The sequence below is a fragment of the Parviterribacter multiflagellatus genome (assembly GCF_056863265.1).
The window spans coordinates 1-18772 of sequence record NZ_JBXPIZ010000001.1 but is presented as its reverse complement, the minus strand read 5'-3'; the positions used below and the strand labels follow the sequence as shown (position 1 = coordinate 18772).

The following is an 18772-nucleotide window of genomic DNA, read 5'->3' as shown; positions in this document are numbered from 1 at the left end:
CACAAGCCCGCGGGCCGGTGTACTGGCGAGCGCTGTCTCGTCACTGCCGCGCGGGCCAGGGTCACCGCGCGCGCGGCCCCGTTCCGGAGGAGGAACGCACATGAGGAAGTCCCCAGTGGTGGGCCTGCTGGCCTGCGCCGCCGCGCTGGCGCCCGCCGGCTCCGCCCTCGCCGCCACCGAGGTGGTCACCGAGTCCCACGTCGTCCGCCAGGCCGAGAACACGCCGCCGACGAACGACTGGGTGCTGTACACGCGCCCCGGGACACCCGCCACCGCCGGCCAGTTCGTCGAGGGCCCGGCCACGCCGCCGCTCGGCACCGGCAGCTTCCAGTCGACGACCGCGACCGGCGCGGAGAAGGTCTTCCTGTTCAACTACGACCACGTCGGCACGAAGCTCGGCGACCTCGGGCAGCTCGGCTACAGCACGTACCGCACCGCCGGCAGCGCCCAGCAGGCGCCCGCGCTCAACATGCAGATCGACTACAACGGCCCGGACGTCGCGGGCGGCTTCTCGACGCTCGTGTTCGAGCCGGTCTACACGCCGGCGCAGGGCGCCGTGGTCAGCGGCGCGTGGCAGACGTGGGACGCCGACGCGGGCGTGTGGTGGTCGACCCAGCCGATCAACGGCCAGTGCGCCGGCGCGACGGCCGCGTGCGACAAGACGTGGAGCGAGATCGTCGCCAACAACCCCGACGCGATCGTCGGCGGCGGCTTCGGCATCAACCAGGGCAGCGGCAACCCGGGGCTGCTCGCCTCGAGCGACGCGCTGACGATCGGCGCCACGACGTACGACTTCGAGACGACGTACCAGCCGACCGACCCTGAGCAGTGCAAGAAGGGCGGCTACGCGACGTTCGTCCCGCCGTTCCGCAACCAGGGGCAGTGCGTGAGCTCGTTCGCCCCGGGGCGCAGCAAGTAGCGACGCGGCGAGCCGGCGGGTACCGCGGCGTGGGCGACTGCCTACGCCGCCGCCCGCCGGTGCAGCTCGGCGCGCACGAAGCCGTCGAGGTCGCCGTCGAGCACCTTGCTCGTGTCGCCGACCTCGTGCTCGGTCCGGTGGTCCTTGACCATCGAGTACGGGTGCAGGACGTACGAGCGGATCTGGGAGCCCCAGCCCACGTCCATCGCCTCGCCCTTCTCCTTGGCCAGCTCCTCGGCGCGCTTGCGCTCCTCCAGCTCGAGCAGCTTCGCGCGGAGCATCGCCATCGCGGTCGCCTTGTTGGACGACTGGGAGCGCTCGTTCTGGCACTGCACGACGATGCCGGTCGGGCGGTGCGTGATGCGCACGGCGGAGTCCGTCTTGTTGACGTGCTGGCCGCCCGCGCCGGACGCGCGGTAGGTGTCGACCTGCAGGTCGTCGTCGTCGATCTCGACCTCGGCCGCGTCCTCGACGACCGGCGCGACCTCGACGCCGGCGAAGGACGTCTGACGGCGGTGCTGAGCGTCAAACGGGCTGAGGCGGACGAGCCGGTGCACGCCCTTCTCGGCGCTGTAGAGGCCGTAGGCGTTCTCGCCGGACGCGCGGAAGGTCGCGGACTTGATGCCGGCCTCCTCCCCCGCGCTCACCTCGAGCAGCTCGACGTCGAACCCGCGCTTCTCGGCCCAGCGCATCTCCATCCGCAGCACCATCTCGGCCCAGTCCTGGGCGTCGGTGCCGCCCGCGCCGGCGTTGATCGTCACGAGCGCGTCGCCCGCGTCGTACTGGCCGGCGAAGAGCCGCTGCTCCTCCAGCTCGCCCAGCTGCTGCTCGACCGTCGCGATGCGGTCGACGAACTCCGCGGCCAGCTCGGGATCCTCCGCGACCAGCTCGGCGAGCCCCTCGAACTCGTCGACCTCCGCCGCGATGCCGGTGTACGTGTCCAGGCGCTTCTTGAGCCGCGCGTACTCCGCGTTGGCGGCGGAGGCGGTGGCCTGGTCGTCCCAGAAGCCGGGCGCCTGCATCTCGTTCTCCAGCTCGGAGACGCGGCGCTCGAGGCCGTCGGGGTCGATGAAGTCGCGCAGGCCGGCGACCTGCTCGCGGATCGCGGCGATGCGCTGGGGGAGCGATTCGGGGACGCCTGCGGTCGCGGCCATGGGTGACAAGGATAGGAGCGGCCGCCGGTGCGCTCGCAGCCGCGGACCACGGTGCGCGGGGCTGTAGCCTCCGCCACGGTGACGAACCCGCTGCTGCTGCCTCCGCGCCTGCTACTGCGGGCCCTCGACGACCTCCACGCCATCGCGGTCGCCGCCGCGCGGCTGAGCGAGGTGGAGGAGCGCCTCGACGCGCGTTTCGCGTCCCTGATCGCGCTCGGGGACCGCATCGACGCGCGGGCCGAGGACGTCCTCGCGACCGGCGAGCGACTGGCCGCGCTGGGCGAGCGCGTCAACTCGCGGGTGGAGAACTTCGATCGGCTGGCCGACGCGATCCTCGAGCAGGGGCGCCTGGTGGAGGCCGCGGGCCGCGAGGTCGCCGAGACCGGCCGCAAGCTCACCGACGCCCTGCCCGCCGTCGAACGGGCGATCACGATGGCCGAGCCGCTGGAGGGCGCGGTCGAGCGGCTGGGACGGATGGTCGACCGGCTCCCGGGCGGTGCCCGCAGCCGCGGCGCCCGTGGCTGAGTCCGCCGCCGAGAGGCTCACGTGGGGCCGCGCGCTCGCGGCGCGCATGCGCCGCCACGGGCTCGTCGACCGGGCGCCCGCGACGGAGCTGCTCTCCCTCGCCTCCCGCCTCTGCGGCCTGCACGCCCAGGTCATGTCGAGCGCGGAGCTGACCGCGTGGGCGCGGCTCGACGGGCTGGAGCGCGGCGCGGTCGAGCGGCTGCTGTGGGAGGACGGCGCGCTCGTGAAGCAGTGGGCGATGCGCGGAACGCTCCACCTGCTCCCGACCGCCGACCTGCCGACGTTCCACGCGGCGTTCTCGACGTTCAGGCACTACCTGCGGCCCTCGTGGCTGCGGGAGTTCGGGTACGGGACGCCCGAGCGCCTGGAGGCGACGCTGGCGGCGCTCGACGCGGTGCTGACGCCCGACGCCGCGCTGACCCGTGCGGACCTCGCGGCGGCGATCGCGGAGCGGACCGGCGACGCCGATCTCGCCGAGCACCTGTCGGAGAGCTGGGGCAGCGCGCTCAAGCCGGCGGCGTTCCGGGGGCTGCTCGCGTTCGGGCCGTCGGACGGGCAGAAGGTGCGGTTCCGCCGTGCGCCCGCGCCGGCCGACGGCGCCGCGCGCCCCACCGCCGACGAGGCGTTCGCCGACCTCACCCGCCGCTACCTCGCCGCCTACGGCCCGGCCCGCCGGGAGGACCTCGCACGCTGGTGGGGCGGCGGCTCGATGCTCACCGCGGCGGCCGCGCAGAAGCGCATCGAGGCGCTCGGCGAGGAGGTCGCGGCCGTGGACGTCGAGGGCGAGCGGTGCTGGATGCTGGCTGCCGACCTGGAGGACGCGCTCGGCGCGGGCGGCGAGCCTCCGCAGGCCGCGCGCCTGCTCCCGCTCTTCGACCAGTGGACGGTCTCGCTCAACCGCAACGTCGACGCGGTCCTCGCGCCCGAGCACCGCCCGCTCGTCTACCGCCAGGCCGGGTGGATCTCGCCGGTGATCCTCGTCGACGGCGCGATCGCCGGGACGTGGAAGCACGAGACGACGAAGGGCTCGACGGTCGTCACCATCGAGCCCTTCGGGAAGCTGCCGCGCTGGGCGGCGGAGCAGCTCGACGCAGAGGCCGAGCGGCTCGGTCAGTTCCTCGGCGCGCCGGCTACGCGCCGTGGCACTTCTTGAACTTCTTGCCCGACCCGCACCAGCACGGGTCGTTGCGGCCGATCTGCTCCTCCTCGGAGAGATGGCGCGTCTCGACGACCGGCGGGACGCCGCCGTCGCCGGCGCCGTTGCCCTCGACCTGGCCGTCGGGGCCCACCGCCGCGCCGCCGGCGGCCATCGCCAGCGCGCTCGGCTGCGCGGAGCCCGCGCCGCCCGAGTAGGACACGCGACCGCCCGTGGTGGACGAGCCGCCGCCGGTCCACGACGCCGGGGGCTGCTGCGGTGCGGCCGGGGCGTCCGGGCCGGCGCCCGGGTCCTGCTGCTGCTCGACCTGGATCTCGACGTTGAAGACCATGCGCGAGAACTCCTGCCAGATCGACCCCATGAGGTCGGTGAAGAGCTCGAACGCCTCGTTCTTGTAGGCGACGATCGGCTCGACCTGGGCGAACCCGCGGAGGTGGATGCCCTCGCGCAGGTAATCCATGTCGTACAGGTGCTCGCGCCACTTGGAGTCGATGATCTGCAGGAGCAGGAACCGCTCCAGCGCGCGCATGAGCTCCTCGCCGAGCTCCTCCTCGCGCTTGTCGTACTGCTTGACCGCGTCCTCGTGGAGGAGGTTGACGAGCTCCTCGCGCTCGACCTGGTCGGGCGTCAGCTCGTCGATGCGGATGTTCGTCGGCCAGATGTCCTCGACCGCGACGGCCAGGCCCTCGAGGTCCCAGTCCTCGAGGAACTCGCCGGGCGTGTACTCGTCGACGAGGCGGCGGACGACGGACTCGAGCTCCTCACGGGCGACCTCGCCCATGTTCTTGCCCTCGAGCACCTCGTCGCGGTACGCGTAGATGATCCGCCGCTGCTCGTTCATGACGTCGTCGTACTCGAGCACGCGCTTGCGGATGAGGAAGTTCTGCTCCTCGACCTTCTTCTGGGCCTTCTCGATCTGCTTCGAGAGCATGCCGGCCTCGATCGGCTCCTCGTGGCCCTCGTCGTCGGTCGTGCCGAGGCGGTCGAGGATCTTGTAGATCCGGTCGCCGGCGAAGAGCCGCACGAGGTCGTCCTCGGCGGAGAGGAAGAAGCGCGACTCGCCCGGGTCGCCCTGGCGGCCGGCGCGGCCGCGCAGCTGGTTGTCGATGCGGCGCGACTCGTGGCGCTCGGTGCCGACGATGAAGAGCCCGCCGGCCTCCATGACCTTCTCGCGGTTCTCCTCGACGCGCTTCTCGATCGCAGGCAGGATCTCGGCGAAGCGCTCGTCGTAGTCCGGGTCGCCGGGCTTGAGGCCGAGCTTCGCGAGCTCCATCTCCGTCAGGTGCTCCGCGTTGCCGCCGAGCTTGATGTCGACGCCGCGGCCCGCCATGTTCGTCGCGATCGTGACGGCACCCGGCTGGCCGGCCTCCGCAACGATCTCGCCCTCGCGCTGCGCGTACTCCGGCTTCGCGTTCAGGACGGTGTGCGGGACCCCGCGCTTCTTCAGGCGGTCGGACAGCAGCTCGGAGACCTCGACCGAGATCGTGCCGACGAGCACCGGCTGCCCCTCGGCGTGGCGGCGGACGATCTCCTCGGTGACCGCGTGCCACTTGCCCTCGCGGGTCTTGTAGACCTGGTCGTTCTGGTCCTTGCGGACCATCGGCCGGTTGGTCGGGACCTGGACGACCTCGAGCTTGTAGATCTTCATGAACTCGGTCGCCTCGGTGAGGGCGGTGCCGGTCATGCCCGCAAGCTTGTCGTACATGCGGAAGTAGTTCTGGAGGGTGATCTGGGCGAGCGTCTGGTTCTCCTCCTGGACGCGCACCCCCTCCTTCGCCTCGACCGCCTGGTGCAGGCCCTCCGACCAGCGGCGGCCGTCGAGGATGCGGCCGGTGAACTCGTCGATGATCTTGACCTCGCCGTCGATCACCGCGTAGTCCTTGTCGCGCTTGTAGAGCGACTCGGCCTTCAGCGCCTGCTGGAGGTGGTTGACGAGGTGGCCGTTCTCGGCGCGGTACAGGTGGTCGATGCCGAGGAAGCGCTCCGCCTTCGCCACGCCGCGCTCGGTGACCGAGACGTTCTTGTGCTTCTCGTCGAACTCGTAGTCGAAGTCCGCGACGAACTCCTTCTTGAGCCGCGGATCCATCCCTTCGGGGCGCTTGCCCGGCTCCATCGTCTTCGCCAGGCGCGCGAACGTCTGGTACAGGTCGGCCGCCTGCTCGGGCTGGCCGGAGATGATGAGCGGCGTGCGCGCCTCGTCGATGAGGATGTTGTCGACCTCGTCCACGATCGCGAACGGGTGGCCGCGCTGGTACTTCTCCTGCAGCGACGTCGCCATGTTGTCGCGCAGGTAGTCGAACCCGAACTCGGAGTTCGTGCCGTAGGTGACGTCGGCCGCGTAGGCGGCGTGCTTCTCGTCGGACGCCTGCTGGTTCTGGAGGATGCCGTAGGTGACCCCGAGCAGGTCGTAGATCGGGCTCATCCACTCGGCGTCGCGGCGGGCGAGGTAGTCGTTGACGGTGACGACGTGGACGCCCTTGCCGGCGAGCGAGTTGAGGACGATCGCCAGCGTGCCGGTGAGCGTCTTGCCCTCGCCGGTGCGCATCTCGGCGATGGCGCCGTCGTGGAGGACCATGCCGCCGATGAGCTGCACGTCGAAGTGCCGCATGCCCATCGTGCGCTTGCCGGCCTCGCGCGTGACCGCGAAGGACTCGTAGAGCAGGTCGTCGAGCGGCTCGCCGTTGCGCCCGCGCTCGCGCAGCGCGTCCATCCGGGCACGGAGCTCCTCGTCCGACTCGAGCTCCAGCTCGGGCTCGAAGGCCGCGATCCGCGCGATGCGCTTCTCGTAGGTCTTGAACTTCTTCCCCTCACCGAGGTGGAGCGCCCGCTGCAGGATGGACATGCCTTGCAGGTTAGCGGTGGGCGGGCACCCTCGGCAGGGCGGTTGCACACGGGCCCGCGAGGGTGTCGCGGGCCCGGTGCCGACGGCTTACAGGGCGGGCTGGATGCCGGCCTGCGACGCGCTCGCGGCGCGTGACTCGCGTCGCTTTCTCCGCTTCACCCTGTGTCGCTTGACCTGGCGGGCCAACTCCTCGGAGACGAGGTTGATCGAGTGGTCCATCTCGCGGGTCGCCTCCTTGGCGCGCAGCGTGACGCCCTTCAGGTACAGGGTCACCTCGGCGATGTGGCGGTCCGGGTTCGCGGGGTTGCGCTCCTCGGACAGCTCCACCTCCAGCCTGGCGAGGTCGGACACCTGCCGGCTCACCTTGTCGAACCGCCGCGCGATGCGCTCGCGGATCTCGTCGGTGACCTGGCAGTTGCGGGCCTTGACCTCGATCTGCATGGAGGGACCTCCCTCTCGACGACTGGTGTTGACACAAGGGTCCGCTGCGCTCGACGCGTTGTCAAGACCGTGTCAACGACCTGACGTAGCTGACCACGCGAATCTGCGGAAAACCTGCAGAACGAAGGGCGGCCGCCCCGGACCGCAACGTCGCGCCCGTGGTGTGGACGTCATCGACGACGACCACCGCGCAGGAGGCGACCTCCGGCGGACACGGCGCGGCCTCGATCGGCGCCCGCGCCGTGGCGCGGAGCCGCTCTCGGCGGCCGCGCCCGACCTGACGCTCCTCCGCACCGCGGCGCAGGAGGCGCGCGACCGGGTGGCCGGTGCGGCGCGAGAGCGCAGCGGCGATGGCGTCCGCGGGGTCGAACCCGCGCTGCCGCCGGCGCCGGCCGCCGCCCGGGATCGGGACGAGCAGCGTGCCCTCCCCATCCTCGTCGAAGTACCCCGGTGGAGCGCCCGCGATGATCTGCGCCGCCATCAGGTCCGCCGCCGCGAGCACGCCGCGGAGCTTCAAGGCGAGGACGAGATCGCGCGCAACGCCCGCGTGCGCGAGCGGCGCGTACGCGTGGACGAAGGGCGCGTCCGCGGCGGGACATCGCGCGCAGCGGCCGGCGCGGCGCGGCAGGGCGCAGCGCGGACAGGGGTCGTGCAGCCAGGGCAGCGCGGCGCGGCAGCCGCCGCAGAGCACGCCCGTGTCGCAGGGCGTGCGGCACACCGAGCAGGCCGGTGGGGCGAGGACGTCGAGCAGGGTGAGGGGCATCGCGGAGAACTCTCCCCCCTGACTCGTGACGAAGGACGCACGGACTGCACCAGCTCTGCGTCACACTTGCACCGTGTCTCCCGAGGCCTCGTGGTCCTTCTCGCCCGGCGCGATCGCGCTGCTGCTGATCGTCACCGGCTGGTACGTGCACCGCTGGCGCGCGGTCGACGAGGACCCCAAGCGGCTCCTGCTCTTCCTCGGCGGCATCCTCGTGACCGCGATCGCGCTCCTGAGCCCGGTCGACATCCTCGGCGAGCAGCTGTTCTTCATGCACATGGTCCAGCACCTGCTGCTGCTGGACATCGCCGCGATCCTGATCATCCTCGGCCTCACGCGGAAGATCCTGCGGCCGATCACGCGGCGGATGCTCGACGTCGAGCGCAAGGCCGGGTTCTTCGCGACGCCGGTCTTCGCGATCACGCTCTACGTCGTGGTGATGTGGTTCTGGCACATCCCGGCGATGTACGACGCCGCGCTGGAGCACTCCGGCGTCCACGTCCTCGAGCACATGACGTTCGCGTTCGCGGGCGGGCTGTACTGGTGGCACATCTTCTCGCCGATCCGCTCCCGCCACCGGCTGATGGGCCTCGGCCCGGCGGCGTACATGATCTCCACGAAGATCCTCGTAGGCATGCTCGGCGTCTTCCTGACGTTCGCGCCCGACTCGTTCTACGCGTTCTACGAGGAGCAGCCGCGCTTCTGGGACCTCAGCCCGAGCGAGGACCAGGCCGTCGGCGGCGCGATCATGGCGCTCGAGCAGATGATCGTCATGGGCGCCGCGTTCGGGTGGCTCTTCGTGCGGATGCTGACCGAGTCCGAGCAGGAGGAGCAGCGGATCGCGCGCTTCGGTCAGCGCGCCGCCGGGCGGGCGATGCGCGTCGTCGGCCTCGACGGCGACGAGGACCCGCAGGCCGGCCGTGCGCGGCCCGCCGCCGCGCGCCCGCGCCCGCGCCCGCGCGTGCACGCGGAGTTCGACCCCACCGTCGCCGGCCAGGTCCCCCTGACGCCCAAGGCCCAGCGCGAGGAGCTGGAGAAGCAGGGCGGCTGCGAGGAGGGCCTGCGGCTGCGCCTCTGCGACCCCGAGGGGCGCGAGGTCGACGCGGTCGCGACATGGGACAGCGAGTGGGGCGGCTGGGTGGCCGAGTACCGCCCCGCACCCGCCCCGGCCGCGCCGCAGCCGGGCGGCGCCTAGCCCTCGAGGACGGTGCCGTCGGGGATGGTGGTCGGGTCCGGCGACTCGACCACGACGCTCCCCTTGCACACGACGTCGGCGCCGAACGTGACGTCGCCGAGGACCTGCAGCCGGTCGCAGGCGACGAGCGACGGCGGGCCTGCCGGCAGGTGCGCGTCGAAGTCGCGCAGGAGCTTGAAGTGGTCGGCGTCCAGGTCGACGAGCGGCGCGCCGTCGCGCTCCTCGGCCAGCCGCAGGCGGAAGTCCTCGTCGAGCGTGTAGGCGTCGGAGCGCACGACGAGCAGGTCGTTCGTCGTCTTCACCGGCAGGAACCGCTCGCGGGGCACGCGGATCGCCTGCGCGCCGTCGAACACGTCGATCGCGGCGCCCATCGCCGACTCGAGCTGGATCACCTTCGGCGACGACCCGTCGGCCGGGTCGACCGTCTTGCGGTTGACGATCATCGGCAGGCCGAGCACGCCCCCCCGCGCGTCGAGGCAGGCCTTCAGCGCGTCGAGGTCGAGCCACAGCGTGTTCGTGTTGAAGAAGCGGTGGCGCGCGGTGTCCTGGAAGGCGGCGACGTCGTCGTCGGGCGTCTGGGCGATCTCGCGCAGCACGAGCCCGCCGCCGTCCTTGCGCCGCGCGAGGTGGCCGCCCTTCTTGTCCGCCTCGGTGCGGTCGGCGACCTCGAGCACGAACGGCAGCTCCTCCCGCGCGAACCAGGCGAGGATGCGCGGCTCCAGCACGGCGCCGAGGTTGTCGGCGTTGGAGACGAACGCGTAGCGATAGCCCTTCGCCCGCAGCTCGTCGAGCATCCCGGAGGTGACGAGCGCGGTGTAGAGGTCGCCGTGGCCGGGCGGCGCCCACTCCTTGCCTGGGTCGTCGGGCCAGCTGACCGGCGTCAGGTCGTCGGCCAGCAGCTTCGGGACTTTGTTCTGCACGAAGTCGAGCGGCACGTCGGCCTCGACCCCGTCGTGGGCCCGCAGGGCGGCCAGCGAGTCGTCACGGGTCGCGAACGAGTTCATGAGGACGAGCGGCAGCCGCGCCCCGTGGCGCTCGCGCAGCCGCAGCACCTGCTGGACGATCACGTCGAGGAAGCTGTTGTCGCCCTTGACCGGCAGCAGCGACTTGGCCTGGGTCATGCCCATGCTCGTCCCCAGGCCGCCGTTGAGCTTCAGGACGACGGCCTGGTCCAGCAGCGTCGCGAGGTCGTCGCCGGGCGCCGGGAGGTCGTCCGCGTCGGGCAGCTCGGCGATCGGGTCGAGCTCGGCTTCGGGCAGCGTCCCCGCGTCGCCGTCGCGCAGCCGTCCGTAGTAGTGCTCGAAGCTCGCCACGGCCGCATCGCCGAGGCCCTCGCGCCGCATCTTCTCGATGCTGGCAGTCAACCCGTCGCTCATCGGGGCGGACCCTACCCATCGGGCACCGAGACACGCTTGCGTGTCCCGGCGCGGTGTCCCGGTGGTTACTTGGCGGCGGTCAGCGTGACCTTGCGCGTGACCGACGTCGTCTGGCCGGCGGCGTCGGTCAGACGCGCCTCGACGACGACCGGGACGCGCTTGAGGCGCTTGACGAGCTTGAGGTCGGCCGGCTTGAGCTTGAGCACCAGCGCGCTGCCGGTGCCGACCGGGAAGCGGGTCTTCTGGTAGCCGAGCTTGAGGACCTTCGCCTTGGCCTTCGGGCTCGCCTTGACCGGCTTGGCGGTGCGAACCACGGCCTCGACGTTCGCGTCGCCCTCACCGGACGCGTAGGTGAACGGGACGCGGAGGCCGCCGTCCTTGGCCAGCTTGCCCGCGACCTTGCCGAACACCGCTGAGAGCCGGGGGATCACCGGCGCCGACGGCCGGGTCGGGATCGTCGGGTACGGGTGCGGGGCGATGTTCTGCGTCGTGGTGACGTTGTCGACCACCACCGGCATGCGGTAGTCGTCGAAGCTGATCAGCTTGACGGTGACGGAGGCCGTCGCCGTCTCGCCGTCCGCGTCGGTCACCGTGACGGTCGCGGTGCGGTCGCCGACCGTGTCGTACGTCCGGGTGAACGTCGCGGTGTCGGCGGTCGTGCCGTCGGTGATGGTCCACGCGTACGTCAGCGGCGTCCCGTCCGGATCCGTCGCCTTGGCGATGAACTCGATGGTGTCGCGGATGACGTACTGGTTGCTCGTGTACTTGGTCTCGGCGGTGACCGTCGGGGGCGCGGCGGCGGCGGGGGCGGCGGGGACGAGGACCAGGGCGGGAGTCAGGAGGAACGGCTTCAGCTTCATGCCGTCCGCTGTCGGGAGCTTCCGGGTCGGTCGTGACCCGGAAGCTCGACGGTCTGGACGTCCGGCGCCCGGGTTCGAACGTCGGTCCAGAGAGGTGCGGTTGCGGTGCTACGGGAGCGTCGGCGGCGGGTCGGTCGGGATCTTGATCGGCGCCACCAGCTCCACCGCGCCGATGTCGCGAACCTTCGTCCCGTCGCCGTTGCCGTCCTGCACTCGGGCGAAGCCGCGGACGTCGGTCAGGTTGGCGGGCGCCAGCGCCGGGCCGGGCTCGCCCGCGTCGACGAGCGGGGACGCGTAGGACGGGATCGGGGCGAAGCCGACGCCAGGGAGCTTCAGGTCGACGCCCGTGACCATCCCCTGCCCCTGGACGATCTGCTTCGCGCCCTGGCCGGGCTGCGTGATCGTCGCGGGCTCGATCGCCGACCACGCCATGTCGAGCGTGGCGGACGCGCCCGCGGCCGGGTACAGCCGCGCGTGCGTGGAGGGACCGGAGATCGCGACCTCGCGCGCGGTGACGAGCGAGGTGGCCTTGGCGACGCCGGGGTTGAGGTCGATCCCGATCGCCTCGCGCGGGCCGCGGAGCGTCGCGTGCTTGAGCGCGACCTCGCTCGCGTACGGCCAGAGCATCCCGACGCCGACCACCGTGCCGGGGTACTCGAGGTCGGCCGCGACGCCGTCGGCGTCCAGCTTCATGCCGCGGACGCTGACGGCGCAGTACTTGGAGCGGAACGTCGCGCTGTGGAGGGTCGTCGTGCCGCCGTCGCCCTGGCCGATCGCGACGAGGCCGTAGTCGGCGGTCACCTTGATCCGGCTCAGCTTCGTGTCGCCGTCGTCGTCGGTGCTGACGCCGCTGCTGGCGATGTTCGGCGACGGCGCGAGCCCGACCTCGAGCTGGTCCGCGTCGGCCCCCGCACGCAGGTGCACGCCCGTGCTGCTCTGCCCCGCGTTCGGCCCGGCGACGTTGACGCGGGCGACCTTCCCGCCGGTGACGTCGAGGCCGAACCGGCTGTCGCCGGCGCCGAGGTTCACCGTCAGGTCGGAGACGATCCCGTCGGCCCGCAGCTTCAGCACGTGGTTGGCCAGCGGCGTCGTCGACTCGAGGAACGTGGTGGTGCGCCCGGCGCCGTCGATCTCGAGCGGCCCGCCCGCAGCCGTCTGCTGGACCGTGGCGGGGACCTGGTGGGTGCCGGCGTGGATCTCGATGCGGTCCGCGTCGTTCACCGCGTTGGCGTCGTTGACGGCGGCGGCGAGGGTCGGGAAGCACCCCGGCCCGCCGACGCAGGTCGTGTTGGCGTGGGCGGCGGCAGCGGGCAACGCGGCGGCCGTCACGGCGGTGGCGGCGGCGGTCGCGAGCAGGAGTCGTCGTCTCATGGCGCGACGCTAGGCGCGCGCAGTTACGAAACGCCTACGTGTCCATCAGCGCGCGGCCTAGCGCAGGGTGAACGGCACCACGCGCTTCGTGGTCCGCGACGCGACGAGGTGCGCGGCGACCGCGAGCTTCCCCTTGCGCCGCAGGTAGGCGCCCATCTTGCGCGACACCCGCACCCGGACGGTCTTCTTCGTGCCGGCCGGGATCGTGTAGTCGATCGCCCCGAGCGTCACGACGCGCTTGCGCACGCGCTGCATGGCGGCGATCGCCTTGGCCGACTTGAGCGTGACGATCCCCGCGCACACCGGGCCGCCGGCCGGGCAGGTGAGCGCGAGCGCGACGCGGCGGCGGGCGTCGAGGCGCAGGCCGCGCTTCGGGATGGTCAGCGTCGGCAGCTGGACGAGGGTCGGCGGTGGCGGGGTGATGCCCGGTCCTCCGCCGGCGCCGCTCCCACCGGCTGGCGGTGCGGGTGGCGGAGGCGGCAGCACCGGGGCCGCGACCTCGACCGCGCCGATGTCCCGCCGCGCGGTCCCGTCGCCGTTGCCGTCCTGCACGCGCGGCGCGCCGAGCACGTCGAAGACGTTCGCGGAGAACACTGCCTCGCCCGGCTGCCCGGCGTCGATCAGCGGCGAGCCGGCAGCCGGCGTCGCGTCGCCGGTCGCGGCGATGCCGAGCTCGGACGATGTGACCATGCCAGGCCCGAAGGTCGTCTCGTGCGTGCCCGACCCGAGCACGGGCACCGTCCGGGCGGGATCGATGCTCGACCAGGCGACGTCCATACGGGTCGAGGCCGGCGTGTTCGCCCAGCGCTCGACGTGCTTCTCCGGGCCGATCACCGCGACCTCACGCGCCGTGAGCCACGCCGCGCTACCAAGGCTCATATCAGGCGCGAGCAAGATCCCGATCGACGACGCGGGGCCGCGCAGCGTCGCGTGGCGCAGGGTCACCTGCGTGATCCGCCCGTCCACCGTGCCGCTGAGGACCACGGCCTCGCCCGCGTAGTCGACGATGTCGGCGAGCAGGCCGTCGGCGACCACGCTCGCACCGTTGCGGACTCGCACGCCCGCGTACTTGCCGGTGACCCGGACGCCGTGCAGCACGGTCGTCGCGCCGCCGCCGACGCCGGAGATCGTGAGCGGGTAATCCGCTGCGGCCGTGACGCGGACGAGCCGGGTGTCGTCGTCATCGTCCACCTGGACCCCGTAGGTGGGCGTGCCGCTGTCACGGGCAACCTCGGCGCGCACGTCCTCGGCGTCCGCGCCGGACGAGAGGGTCACCGCGCTGCTGCCGGCGGTCGCCGTGGGGCCGAGCACGTCGACGCGCCGCGCCCATCCGTGGGTCAGCCGCAGCCCAAGTCGATCGTTGCCTGCTGGCAGCTCGAGCGTCAGGTCGGTGATCGACCCGCCGATGCCCATCGTGAGCGCGTAGCTCGCGCCGATCGAGGGGGTGGCGCGCATCACCGTCGCGCCCTTGCCGGCGCCGACGATCTCGAGCGCGCCGCCGGCCGAAGTATGGGTGATGGCCGTCGAGATCTCGTGCGTGCCGGCGCGGACCTCGATCCGGTCCGCCACGCCTGCCGTGCCGTTGGCCGTCGCCACGGCGGCGGCGAGGGTCGTGTGCGTGCAGCCGGTCGGCGCGACGCAGTACGTCGCGCCTTCGGCCGCAGCGGGGCAGAGGGCGGTGGCGAGAAGCGCACCGACCCAGGTTCGGCGCCTCATGGCGCGACGCTATCCGCAGCTGCGTCGGGAAGGCAAGCGGCGGATCAGCTCCTTGGCGCGTGCAGGGTGAGCCGGGCGGTCTGCGGGTCTCCGCCGCGCGGGGTCAGGCGCGCGGTGGCCGCGATGGAGCGCGCCCGGGCGAGATACGCGCGGGCCGCGCGCGAGAGCGTGAGCGTGACCGTGCGGGTCTCTTCCTCGTCCAACGCGAAGCGCGCCGTGGCGAGCGTCGCGATCGCGGGAGCGCGCCCGCCGAGACGGATCCTGCGCTGCGAGCGCAGCGTGAGCTTGCCCGCGCAGGGACCGCGGCTCCCGCAGGTGAAGCGGAGCGCGACGCGTCCGCGGCGGTCGGCCCGCACGCCGCCCTTGGGCACCGCGAGCCGCGTGCGCAGGGCGCCGGTGCGCCTGGGCGGCTCGAACGGCTGGTCCGTCCGGGGCGTCGGCGTGCCGGAAGGCCCCGGCGGCGTCGGCCCGCTCGGCGGCCCCGGCGGGCCCGGCGGGCCGGGCACGTCCGGCGGCGGCGGTGGGAGCTCGACCGCCCCGATGTCCCGCCGCGCGGTCCCGTCGCCGTCACCGTCCTGCACCCGCGGCGCGCCGAGCACGTCGAACGGGTTCCCTGGCGCGAGCGCGCCGCCCGGCTGCCCCGCGTCCACCAGGGGCGACGTCCGCGCCGGCGCGGGGTCCCCGGCGAGCGCGACGCCCGGGTCGACACGCGCGATCAGCCCGGCGCCGACGACCACGTCCTCCGCCCCGCCGCCGGCCTTCTCGATCCGCGCCAGGTCGACCGCCGACCACGCGAGATCGAGCGTCGCGGCGCCGTCGGACGGGCTGGCCAGCCGCGCGTGCCGCGCCGGGCCGACGACCACGGTCTCACGCGCGATCACGGTGGTCGCGAAGAGGCTCTGCGGCACCAGCTCGATCCCCACGCCGGTCGCCGGCGCGCGCAGCGTCGCGTGACGCAGCGTCGTGACGTTCGAGCCCGCGGTCCCGGAGCGAACGGCGACACCGGCCGGGCTCCCCTCGACGTCGGCGAGCAGCCCGTCCACGTCGACCGAGCCGCCGTGGGCCCACAACCCGACCTCACGTGCGGCGATGCGCAGGCCGTGGACGACGCCGGCATCCCCACCCGTCCCCGCGGCGACGAAGCCGTAGTCCGCGGTCACGTCCACGTCGCGCAGCCGCGAGCCGCCGTCGTCCCGCACGACGACCCCGACGGTGTTGCCGGCTCCGCGCGTGAACGCCACGGCGAGCTCCTCGGCGTCCGCCCCCTCCTGAAGGTCGATCCCGGCGCTGCCGGCGCCCGCCGCGCGGCCGTCGATCTCCACCCGCGCGATCCGGCCCTCGCTGAGCCGGATCCCCGCCCGGTCGACGCCCGCGGGCAGCTCGAGCGTGAGGTCGGAGAGCAGCGCGCCCTCCGCGAGGTCGAACGCGGGGTCGTTGACCGACCAGCCGCCGGTGACGACGGTCTCCTCCTGGCCCGCGCCGACGATCTCCAGCGGGCCGCCGGCGACGTGCTGCCGCACGGTCGCCGACAGGCCGTGGGTGCCCGCGCGCAGCTCGATGCGATCGGCGTCACCGGTCGGCAGGTTCGCGTCCGCGACGGCGTCCGCGACGGTGGTGAACGCGCAGCCAGACCCGGGCGGCCCGACGCACGTCGTGTTGGCGTTGGCCGGGGCGGGCCAGAGGGCGGCGGCGGCGAGCGCGCCCACCCATATGTTGCGCTGCATCGCCGCCGATCCTAGCCGTCCGTGTGTCCGGACGGCAACCCCGCCGCCCTACCGCACGGCGCCCAGCCCCGTCTCCGCCCGCACGTGGAGCTCGTGGTACGCGCGCTCGTCGACCTTCTCGCGGCTGAGCAGCGTGCCGAGGATGCAGCACAGCAGGCCCGCCGGGATCGAGATGATCGCCGGGTTGGTGAGCGCGATCGGTGCGCCCTCGCTGTCGGGGCCGGGCCACACCGGCGGGCTCAGGACGATGATCGTCAGCGAGACGAGCAGGCCGCCGAGGACGCCCGCGACCGCGCCGCTCGTGTTGAAGCGCGGCCAGAACAGCGCGCACAGGAGCGCCGGGAGGTTCGCGCTCGCCGCCACCGCGAACGCGAGGCCGACGAGGATCGAGACGTTGAACCCCTCCCCCGCGAGCATCGACACGACGATCGCGACGAGGCCGAGTCCGAGCGCGGTGATGCGCGCGACGCGGACCTCGTCCTCCTCGCTCGCCTGGCCGCGCTTGACGACGCTCGTCCACAGGTCGTGCGCGACCGCGCCGGACGACGCGATCACGAGCCCCGCGACCACCGCGAGGATCGTCGCGAACGCGACCGCGCTGATGATCGCCAGGAAGAGATCGCCGCCGACCGTGCCGGCGCCGCCGCCGAGCTCCTCCGCCAGCAGCGGCGTGGCGAGGTTGCCGCCCGCGCTGGCCTCCGCCGCCCCCTCGCCGAGGATCGCGCGCGCGCCGACGCCGACGATCATCGTCATCACGAAGAACGCGCCGATCAGGGCGACGGCCCAGCCGATCGAGGAGCGCGCCGCGCGCGCGTCCGGGACCGTGAAGAAGCGCATCAGCACGTGCGGCAGGCCGGCGGTGCCGAGCAGCAGCGCGAGGCCGAACGAGATCGCGTTGATCGAGTCGGGGTGCTGCAGGCCGGAGCTGAGGAACGCCTGGCCGTCCGGGTGCTCGGCCGTCGCGCGGTCGAACAGCTCGACCGGGTTGAAGCTCGTCTTGGCGAGCACGAGCACGGTCAGCACGGCGCCGGCGACCATCAGCAGCCCGGCCTTGATGATCTGCACCCACGTCGTGGCGAGCATGCCGCCGAAGATCACGTAGACGAGCATGAACGTGCCGGTCAGCAGGACGCTGAGCGTGAAGTCGATGCCGGCGAGCGCCTGGAGCAGCACGCCCGCGCCGACCATCTGCGCGACGAGGTAGACGAACGAGACCGCGAGCGTGCCGAGCGCCGCCGCGCTGCGGGCCGGGCGCTCCTTGAGGCGGAACGCGAGGACGTCGGCCATCGTGAAGCGACCGGCGTTGCGCATCCGCTCGGCGAGGAGCAGGACGACGGGCAGGAACGACGCGCCTGCCGCCGCCAGGCCGACCCAGCCGTCGACGCCGAAGAGGAAGATGAGGCCGGCGAAGCCGAGGAACGTCGAGGCCGACAGGTAGTCGCCGGCCATCGCGAACCCGTTCTGCAGCCCGGAGATGCCGCGGCCGGCGGCCCAGAACTCCGTCGCGGTCTTCGTGCGCTTGGACGCCCAGAACGTGATGGCGAGCGTGACGGCGAGGACGACCGCGAAGACCGCGAGGGCCAGCTCGTTGAGGCCGGTGCCGATGGCGGGGATCGTGCTCATCGCCGCGCTTCCTTCGTGGGCGCGGGCGCCGACGCGCCCTCGCGCGTGAACCGCGCGGGCTCGGCGGCGGCCGGCGCGGGCGCGGTGGCCTTGTGCCGCACCTCCTCCTCGAGCGGCCCCCACACCGCGTCCGAGCGGCGCATGTACATCCACGTGATCAGCCACGTCATGACGACCAGCCCGACGCCGCCGAGGAACCCGAACGACATCGAGCCGATCAGCTTCGTGCCCATCAGGTCCGGCGCGACCCCGGCGAGCACCACGTAGAGCACGCCGATGCCGATCCCGATCGCTCCCGCCGTCCAGGTGAACCGGCGACGGCTGGCCACCAGCTCCCGGAACTCCGGCATGCGTTCGACCGCCGACCAGTCCACGGCCGGCTCACCCCTACCCGCAGCATCCATCTTCAGGCCTCCCACGCCTTCGACTCGGGAGCGCACTTACCCGTGATCGCCGGATTCCTCGCACCCGCGAAATTCGTTGCATACGCCACGTGCATCGCGGGGAGGAACTGCGCACCATGCGTCGGGCAGCCGCAGCAGCGGGGGCGTGCATCGCGGCTGGCGCAGGGCTCATCGCTTGGGCCGCGCCATCCTCCGCGCCCGCGGAACAACCTCCACGAGGGGGCTCGCTCCTGCCCGCGCCGTCCGGAGGGGGCATCGTTGGCGGCGCGGTGACAGGGGCCGGGCAGGCCGTCGGCGGCGTCGTCTCGAACACGGGCGCGGCCGCCGGCGGCATCGTCTCGGGCGCCGGGCAGACGGTGGGCGGCGTGGTCTCCGGCGTCACGGGCGCGGCGGGCACGGCCGTCTCCGGCGCCGGCGCACCGCAGACCGGCCAGGCCGTGACGAACACGGGCGCGGCCGCGGGTCAGGTCGTGAGCGGGGCGACGAGCACGGCAGGGGCGGTCGTGAGCGGCGCGGTCGGTGCGGCGGGCGGCGCGGTCAGCAGCGCCGGCGCGGGTGCCACGGGCGCGGCCGGCGGGGCGGCGGACCGGACGACGTTCGTGTCCGGGTTGATGCTCGACCCGCCGTCGTCGGCGCAGGACCTGGCCGGGCCGCCGCTGCTCGACGACGACTGGCTCGTGCTGTCGACCGTGCACTCCGTGAAGGG

Annotated in this window: 15 protein-coding genes and 1 pseudogene; 5 read left to right on the top strand and 11 right to left on the bottom strand. The window is 73.0% G+C overall.

Features of this window, described 5'->3' with window-relative positions:
- The first annotated feature begins 100 nt into the window (after window positions 1–100).
- Window positions 101–919 (top strand): hypothetical protein, encoded by an 819-nt coding sequence (locus AC1UE5_RS00080; RefSeq protein WP_482920018.1) that lies wholly within the window; start codon window positions 101–103, stop codon window positions 917–919.
- Window positions 920–960: 41 nt separating this feature from the next.
- On the opposite strand, the gene prfB is transcribed toward AC1UE5_RS00080, so the two are convergent.
- Window positions 961–2073, bottom strand: a complete 1113-nt coding sequence (gene prfB / locus AC1UE5_RS00075; RefSeq protein ID WP_482920017.1) for a peptide chain release factor 2 — start codon at window positions 2071–2073, stop codon at window positions 961–963.
- 78 nt (window positions 2074–2151) lie between these two features.
- On the opposite strand from prfB, the gene AC1UE5_RS00070 reads away from it, so the two are divergent.
- Together AC1UE5_RS00070 and AC1UE5_RS00065 are read left to right on the top strand one after the other, a co-directional pair.
- A complete protein-coding gene (locus tag AC1UE5_RS00070; protein ID WP_482920016.1) occupies window positions 2152–2598 on the top strand; it encodes a hypothetical protein in 447 nt (148 codons plus the stop codon).
- Window positions 2591–3751, top strand: coding sequence for a winged helix DNA-binding domain-containing protein (locus tag AC1UE5_RS00065; protein WP_482920015.1), 1161 nt, complete (start codon window positions 2591–2593; stop codon window positions 3749–3751). Before AC1UE5_RS00070 ends, AC1UE5_RS00065 begins: the two co-directional genes overlap by 8 nt.
- On the opposite strand, the gene secA is transcribed toward AC1UE5_RS00065, so the two are convergent.
- From secA to AC1UE5_RS00050, 3 genes are all read right to left on the bottom strand, one after another.
- Window positions 3729–6596, bottom strand: a complete 2868-nt coding sequence (gene secA / locus AC1UE5_RS00060; RefSeq protein WP_482920014.1) for a preprotein translocase subunit SecA — start codon at window positions 6594–6596, stop codon at window positions 3729–3731. The genes AC1UE5_RS00065 and secA overlap by 23 nt on opposite strands.
- 87 nt (window positions 6597–6683) lie before the next feature.
- Window positions 6684–7037: a ribosome hibernation-promoting factor, HPF/YfiA family gene (gene hpf, locus AC1UE5_RS00055; RefSeq protein WP_482920013.1), complete on the bottom strand. Its 354-nt coding sequence runs from the start codon at window positions 7035–7037 to the stop codon at window positions 6684–6686.
- A gap of 61 nt (window positions 7038–7098) precedes the next feature.
- Window positions 7099–7800, bottom strand: coding sequence for a ComF family protein (locus tag AC1UE5_RS00050; protein WP_482920012.1), 702 nt, complete (start codon window positions 7798–7800; stop codon window positions 7099–7101).
- Between the two features lie 73 nt (window positions 7801–7873).
- On the opposite strand from AC1UE5_RS00050, the gene AC1UE5_RS00045 reads away from it, so the two are divergent.
- Window positions 7874–8992 (top strand): cytochrome c oxidase assembly protein, encoded by a 1119-nt coding sequence (locus AC1UE5_RS00045; protein ID WP_482920011.1) that lies wholly within the window; start codon window positions 7874–7876, stop codon window positions 8990–8992.
- On the opposite strand, the gene AC1UE5_RS00040 is transcribed toward AC1UE5_RS00045, so the two are convergent.
- The 7 genes from AC1UE5_RS00040 to AC1UE5_RS00010 form a co-directional block, all read right to left on the bottom strand.
- Window positions 8989–10368, bottom strand: coding sequence for a UTP--glucose-1-phosphate uridylyltransferase (locus tag AC1UE5_RS00040; RefSeq protein ID WP_482920010.1), 1380 nt, complete (start codon window positions 10366–10368; stop codon window positions 8989–8991). The genes AC1UE5_RS00045 and AC1UE5_RS00040 overlap by 4 nt on opposite strands.
- Window positions 10369–10433: 65 nt before the next feature.
- Window positions 10434–11228 (bottom strand): PKD domain-containing protein, encoded by a 795-nt coding sequence (locus tag AC1UE5_RS00035; RefSeq protein WP_482920009.1) that lies wholly within the window; start codon window positions 11226–11228, stop codon window positions 10434–10436.
- A 108-nt stretch (window positions 11229–11336) separates the two neighbouring features.
- Window positions 11337–12599 (bottom strand): hypothetical protein, encoded by a 1263-nt coding sequence (locus AC1UE5_RS00030; protein ID WP_482920008.1) that lies wholly within the window; start codon window positions 12597–12599, stop codon window positions 11337–11339.
- 57 nt (window positions 12600–12656) lie between these two features.
- Window positions 12657–14315 carry a hypothetical protein gene (locus tag AC1UE5_RS00025; RefSeq protein WP_482920007.1) on the bottom strand — a complete coding sequence of 553 codons (1659 nt, stop codon included), beginning with the start codon at window positions 14313–14315 and terminating at the stop codon, window positions 12657–12659.
- 44 nt (window positions 14316–14359) lie between these two features.
- Window positions 14360–16039: a hypothetical protein gene (locus tag AC1UE5_RS00020; RefSeq protein ID WP_482920006.1), complete on the bottom strand. Its 1680-nt coding sequence runs from the start codon at window positions 16037–16039 to the stop codon at window positions 14360–14362.
- A 48-nt stretch (window positions 16040–16087) separates the two neighbouring features.
- The gene (locus AC1UE5_RS00015; protein ID WP_482920005.1) at window positions 16088–17662 is read right to left on the bottom strand and encodes a solute symporter family protein; all 1575 of its coding nucleotides are present in this window, start codon (window positions 17660–17662) and stop codon (window positions 16088–16090) included.
- Entirely contained in the window at window positions 17659–18036 is a 378-nt protein-coding gene (locus tag AC1UE5_RS00010; RefSeq protein ID WP_482920004.1) for a DUF485 domain-containing protein, read from the bottom strand. The genes AC1UE5_RS00015 and AC1UE5_RS00010 overlap by 4 nt, the downstream gene beginning before the upstream one ends.
- Window positions 18037–18335: 299 nt before the next feature.
- Here AC1UE5_RS00010 and AC1UE5_RS00005 point away from each other — a divergent pair.
- Window positions 18336–18772 (top strand): annotated as a pseudogene (locus AC1UE5_RS00005) (hypothetical protein); the annotation flags it as partial.

Bases quoted from the DNA above. Each gene is read 5' to 3' on its own strand.
- prfB (WP_482920017.1), bottom strand. From the start codon at position 2,073: ATGGCCGCGACCGCAGGCGTCCCCGAATCGCTCCCCCAGCGCATCGCC.
- AC1UE5_RS00040 (WP_482920010.1), bottom strand. From the start codon at position 10,368: ATGAGCGACGGGTTGACTGCCAGCATCGAGAAGATGCGGCGCGAGGGC.
- AC1UE5_RS00025 (WP_482920007.1), bottom strand. From the start codon at position 14,315: ATGAGGCGCCGAACCTGGGTCGGTGCGCTTCTCGCCACCGCCCTCTGC.
- AC1UE5_RS00015 (WP_482920005.1), bottom strand. From the start codon at position 17,662: ATGAGCACGATCCCCGCCATCGGCACCGGCCTCAACGAGCTGGCCCTC.
- AC1UE5_RS00080 (WP_482920018.1), top strand. From the start codon at position 101: ATGAGGAAGTCCCCAGTGGTGGGCCTGCTGGCCTGCGCCGCCGCGCTG.
- secA (WP_482920014.1), bottom strand. From the start codon at position 6,596: ATGTCCATCCTGCAGCGGGCGCTCCACCTCGGTGAGGGGAAGAAGTTC.
- AC1UE5_RS00035 (WP_482920009.1), bottom strand. From the start codon at position 11,228: ATGAAGCTGAAGCCGTTCCTCCTGACTCCCGCCCTGGTCCTCGTCCCC.
- AC1UE5_RS00020 (WP_482920006.1), bottom strand. From the start codon at position 16,039: ATGCAGCGCAACATATGGGTGGGCGCGCTCGCCGCCGCCGCCCTCTGG.
- hpf (WP_482920013.1), bottom strand. From the start codon at position 7,037: ATGCAGATCGAGGTCAAGGCCCGCAACTGCCAGGTCACCGACGAGATC.
- AC1UE5_RS00050 (WP_482920012.1), bottom strand. From the start codon at position 7,800: ATGCCCCTCACCCTGCTCGACGTCCTCGCCCCACCGGCCTGCTCGGTG.
- AC1UE5_RS00030 (WP_482920008.1), bottom strand. From the start codon at position 12,599: ATGAGACGACGACTCCTGCTCGCGACCGCCGCCGCCACCGCCGTGACG.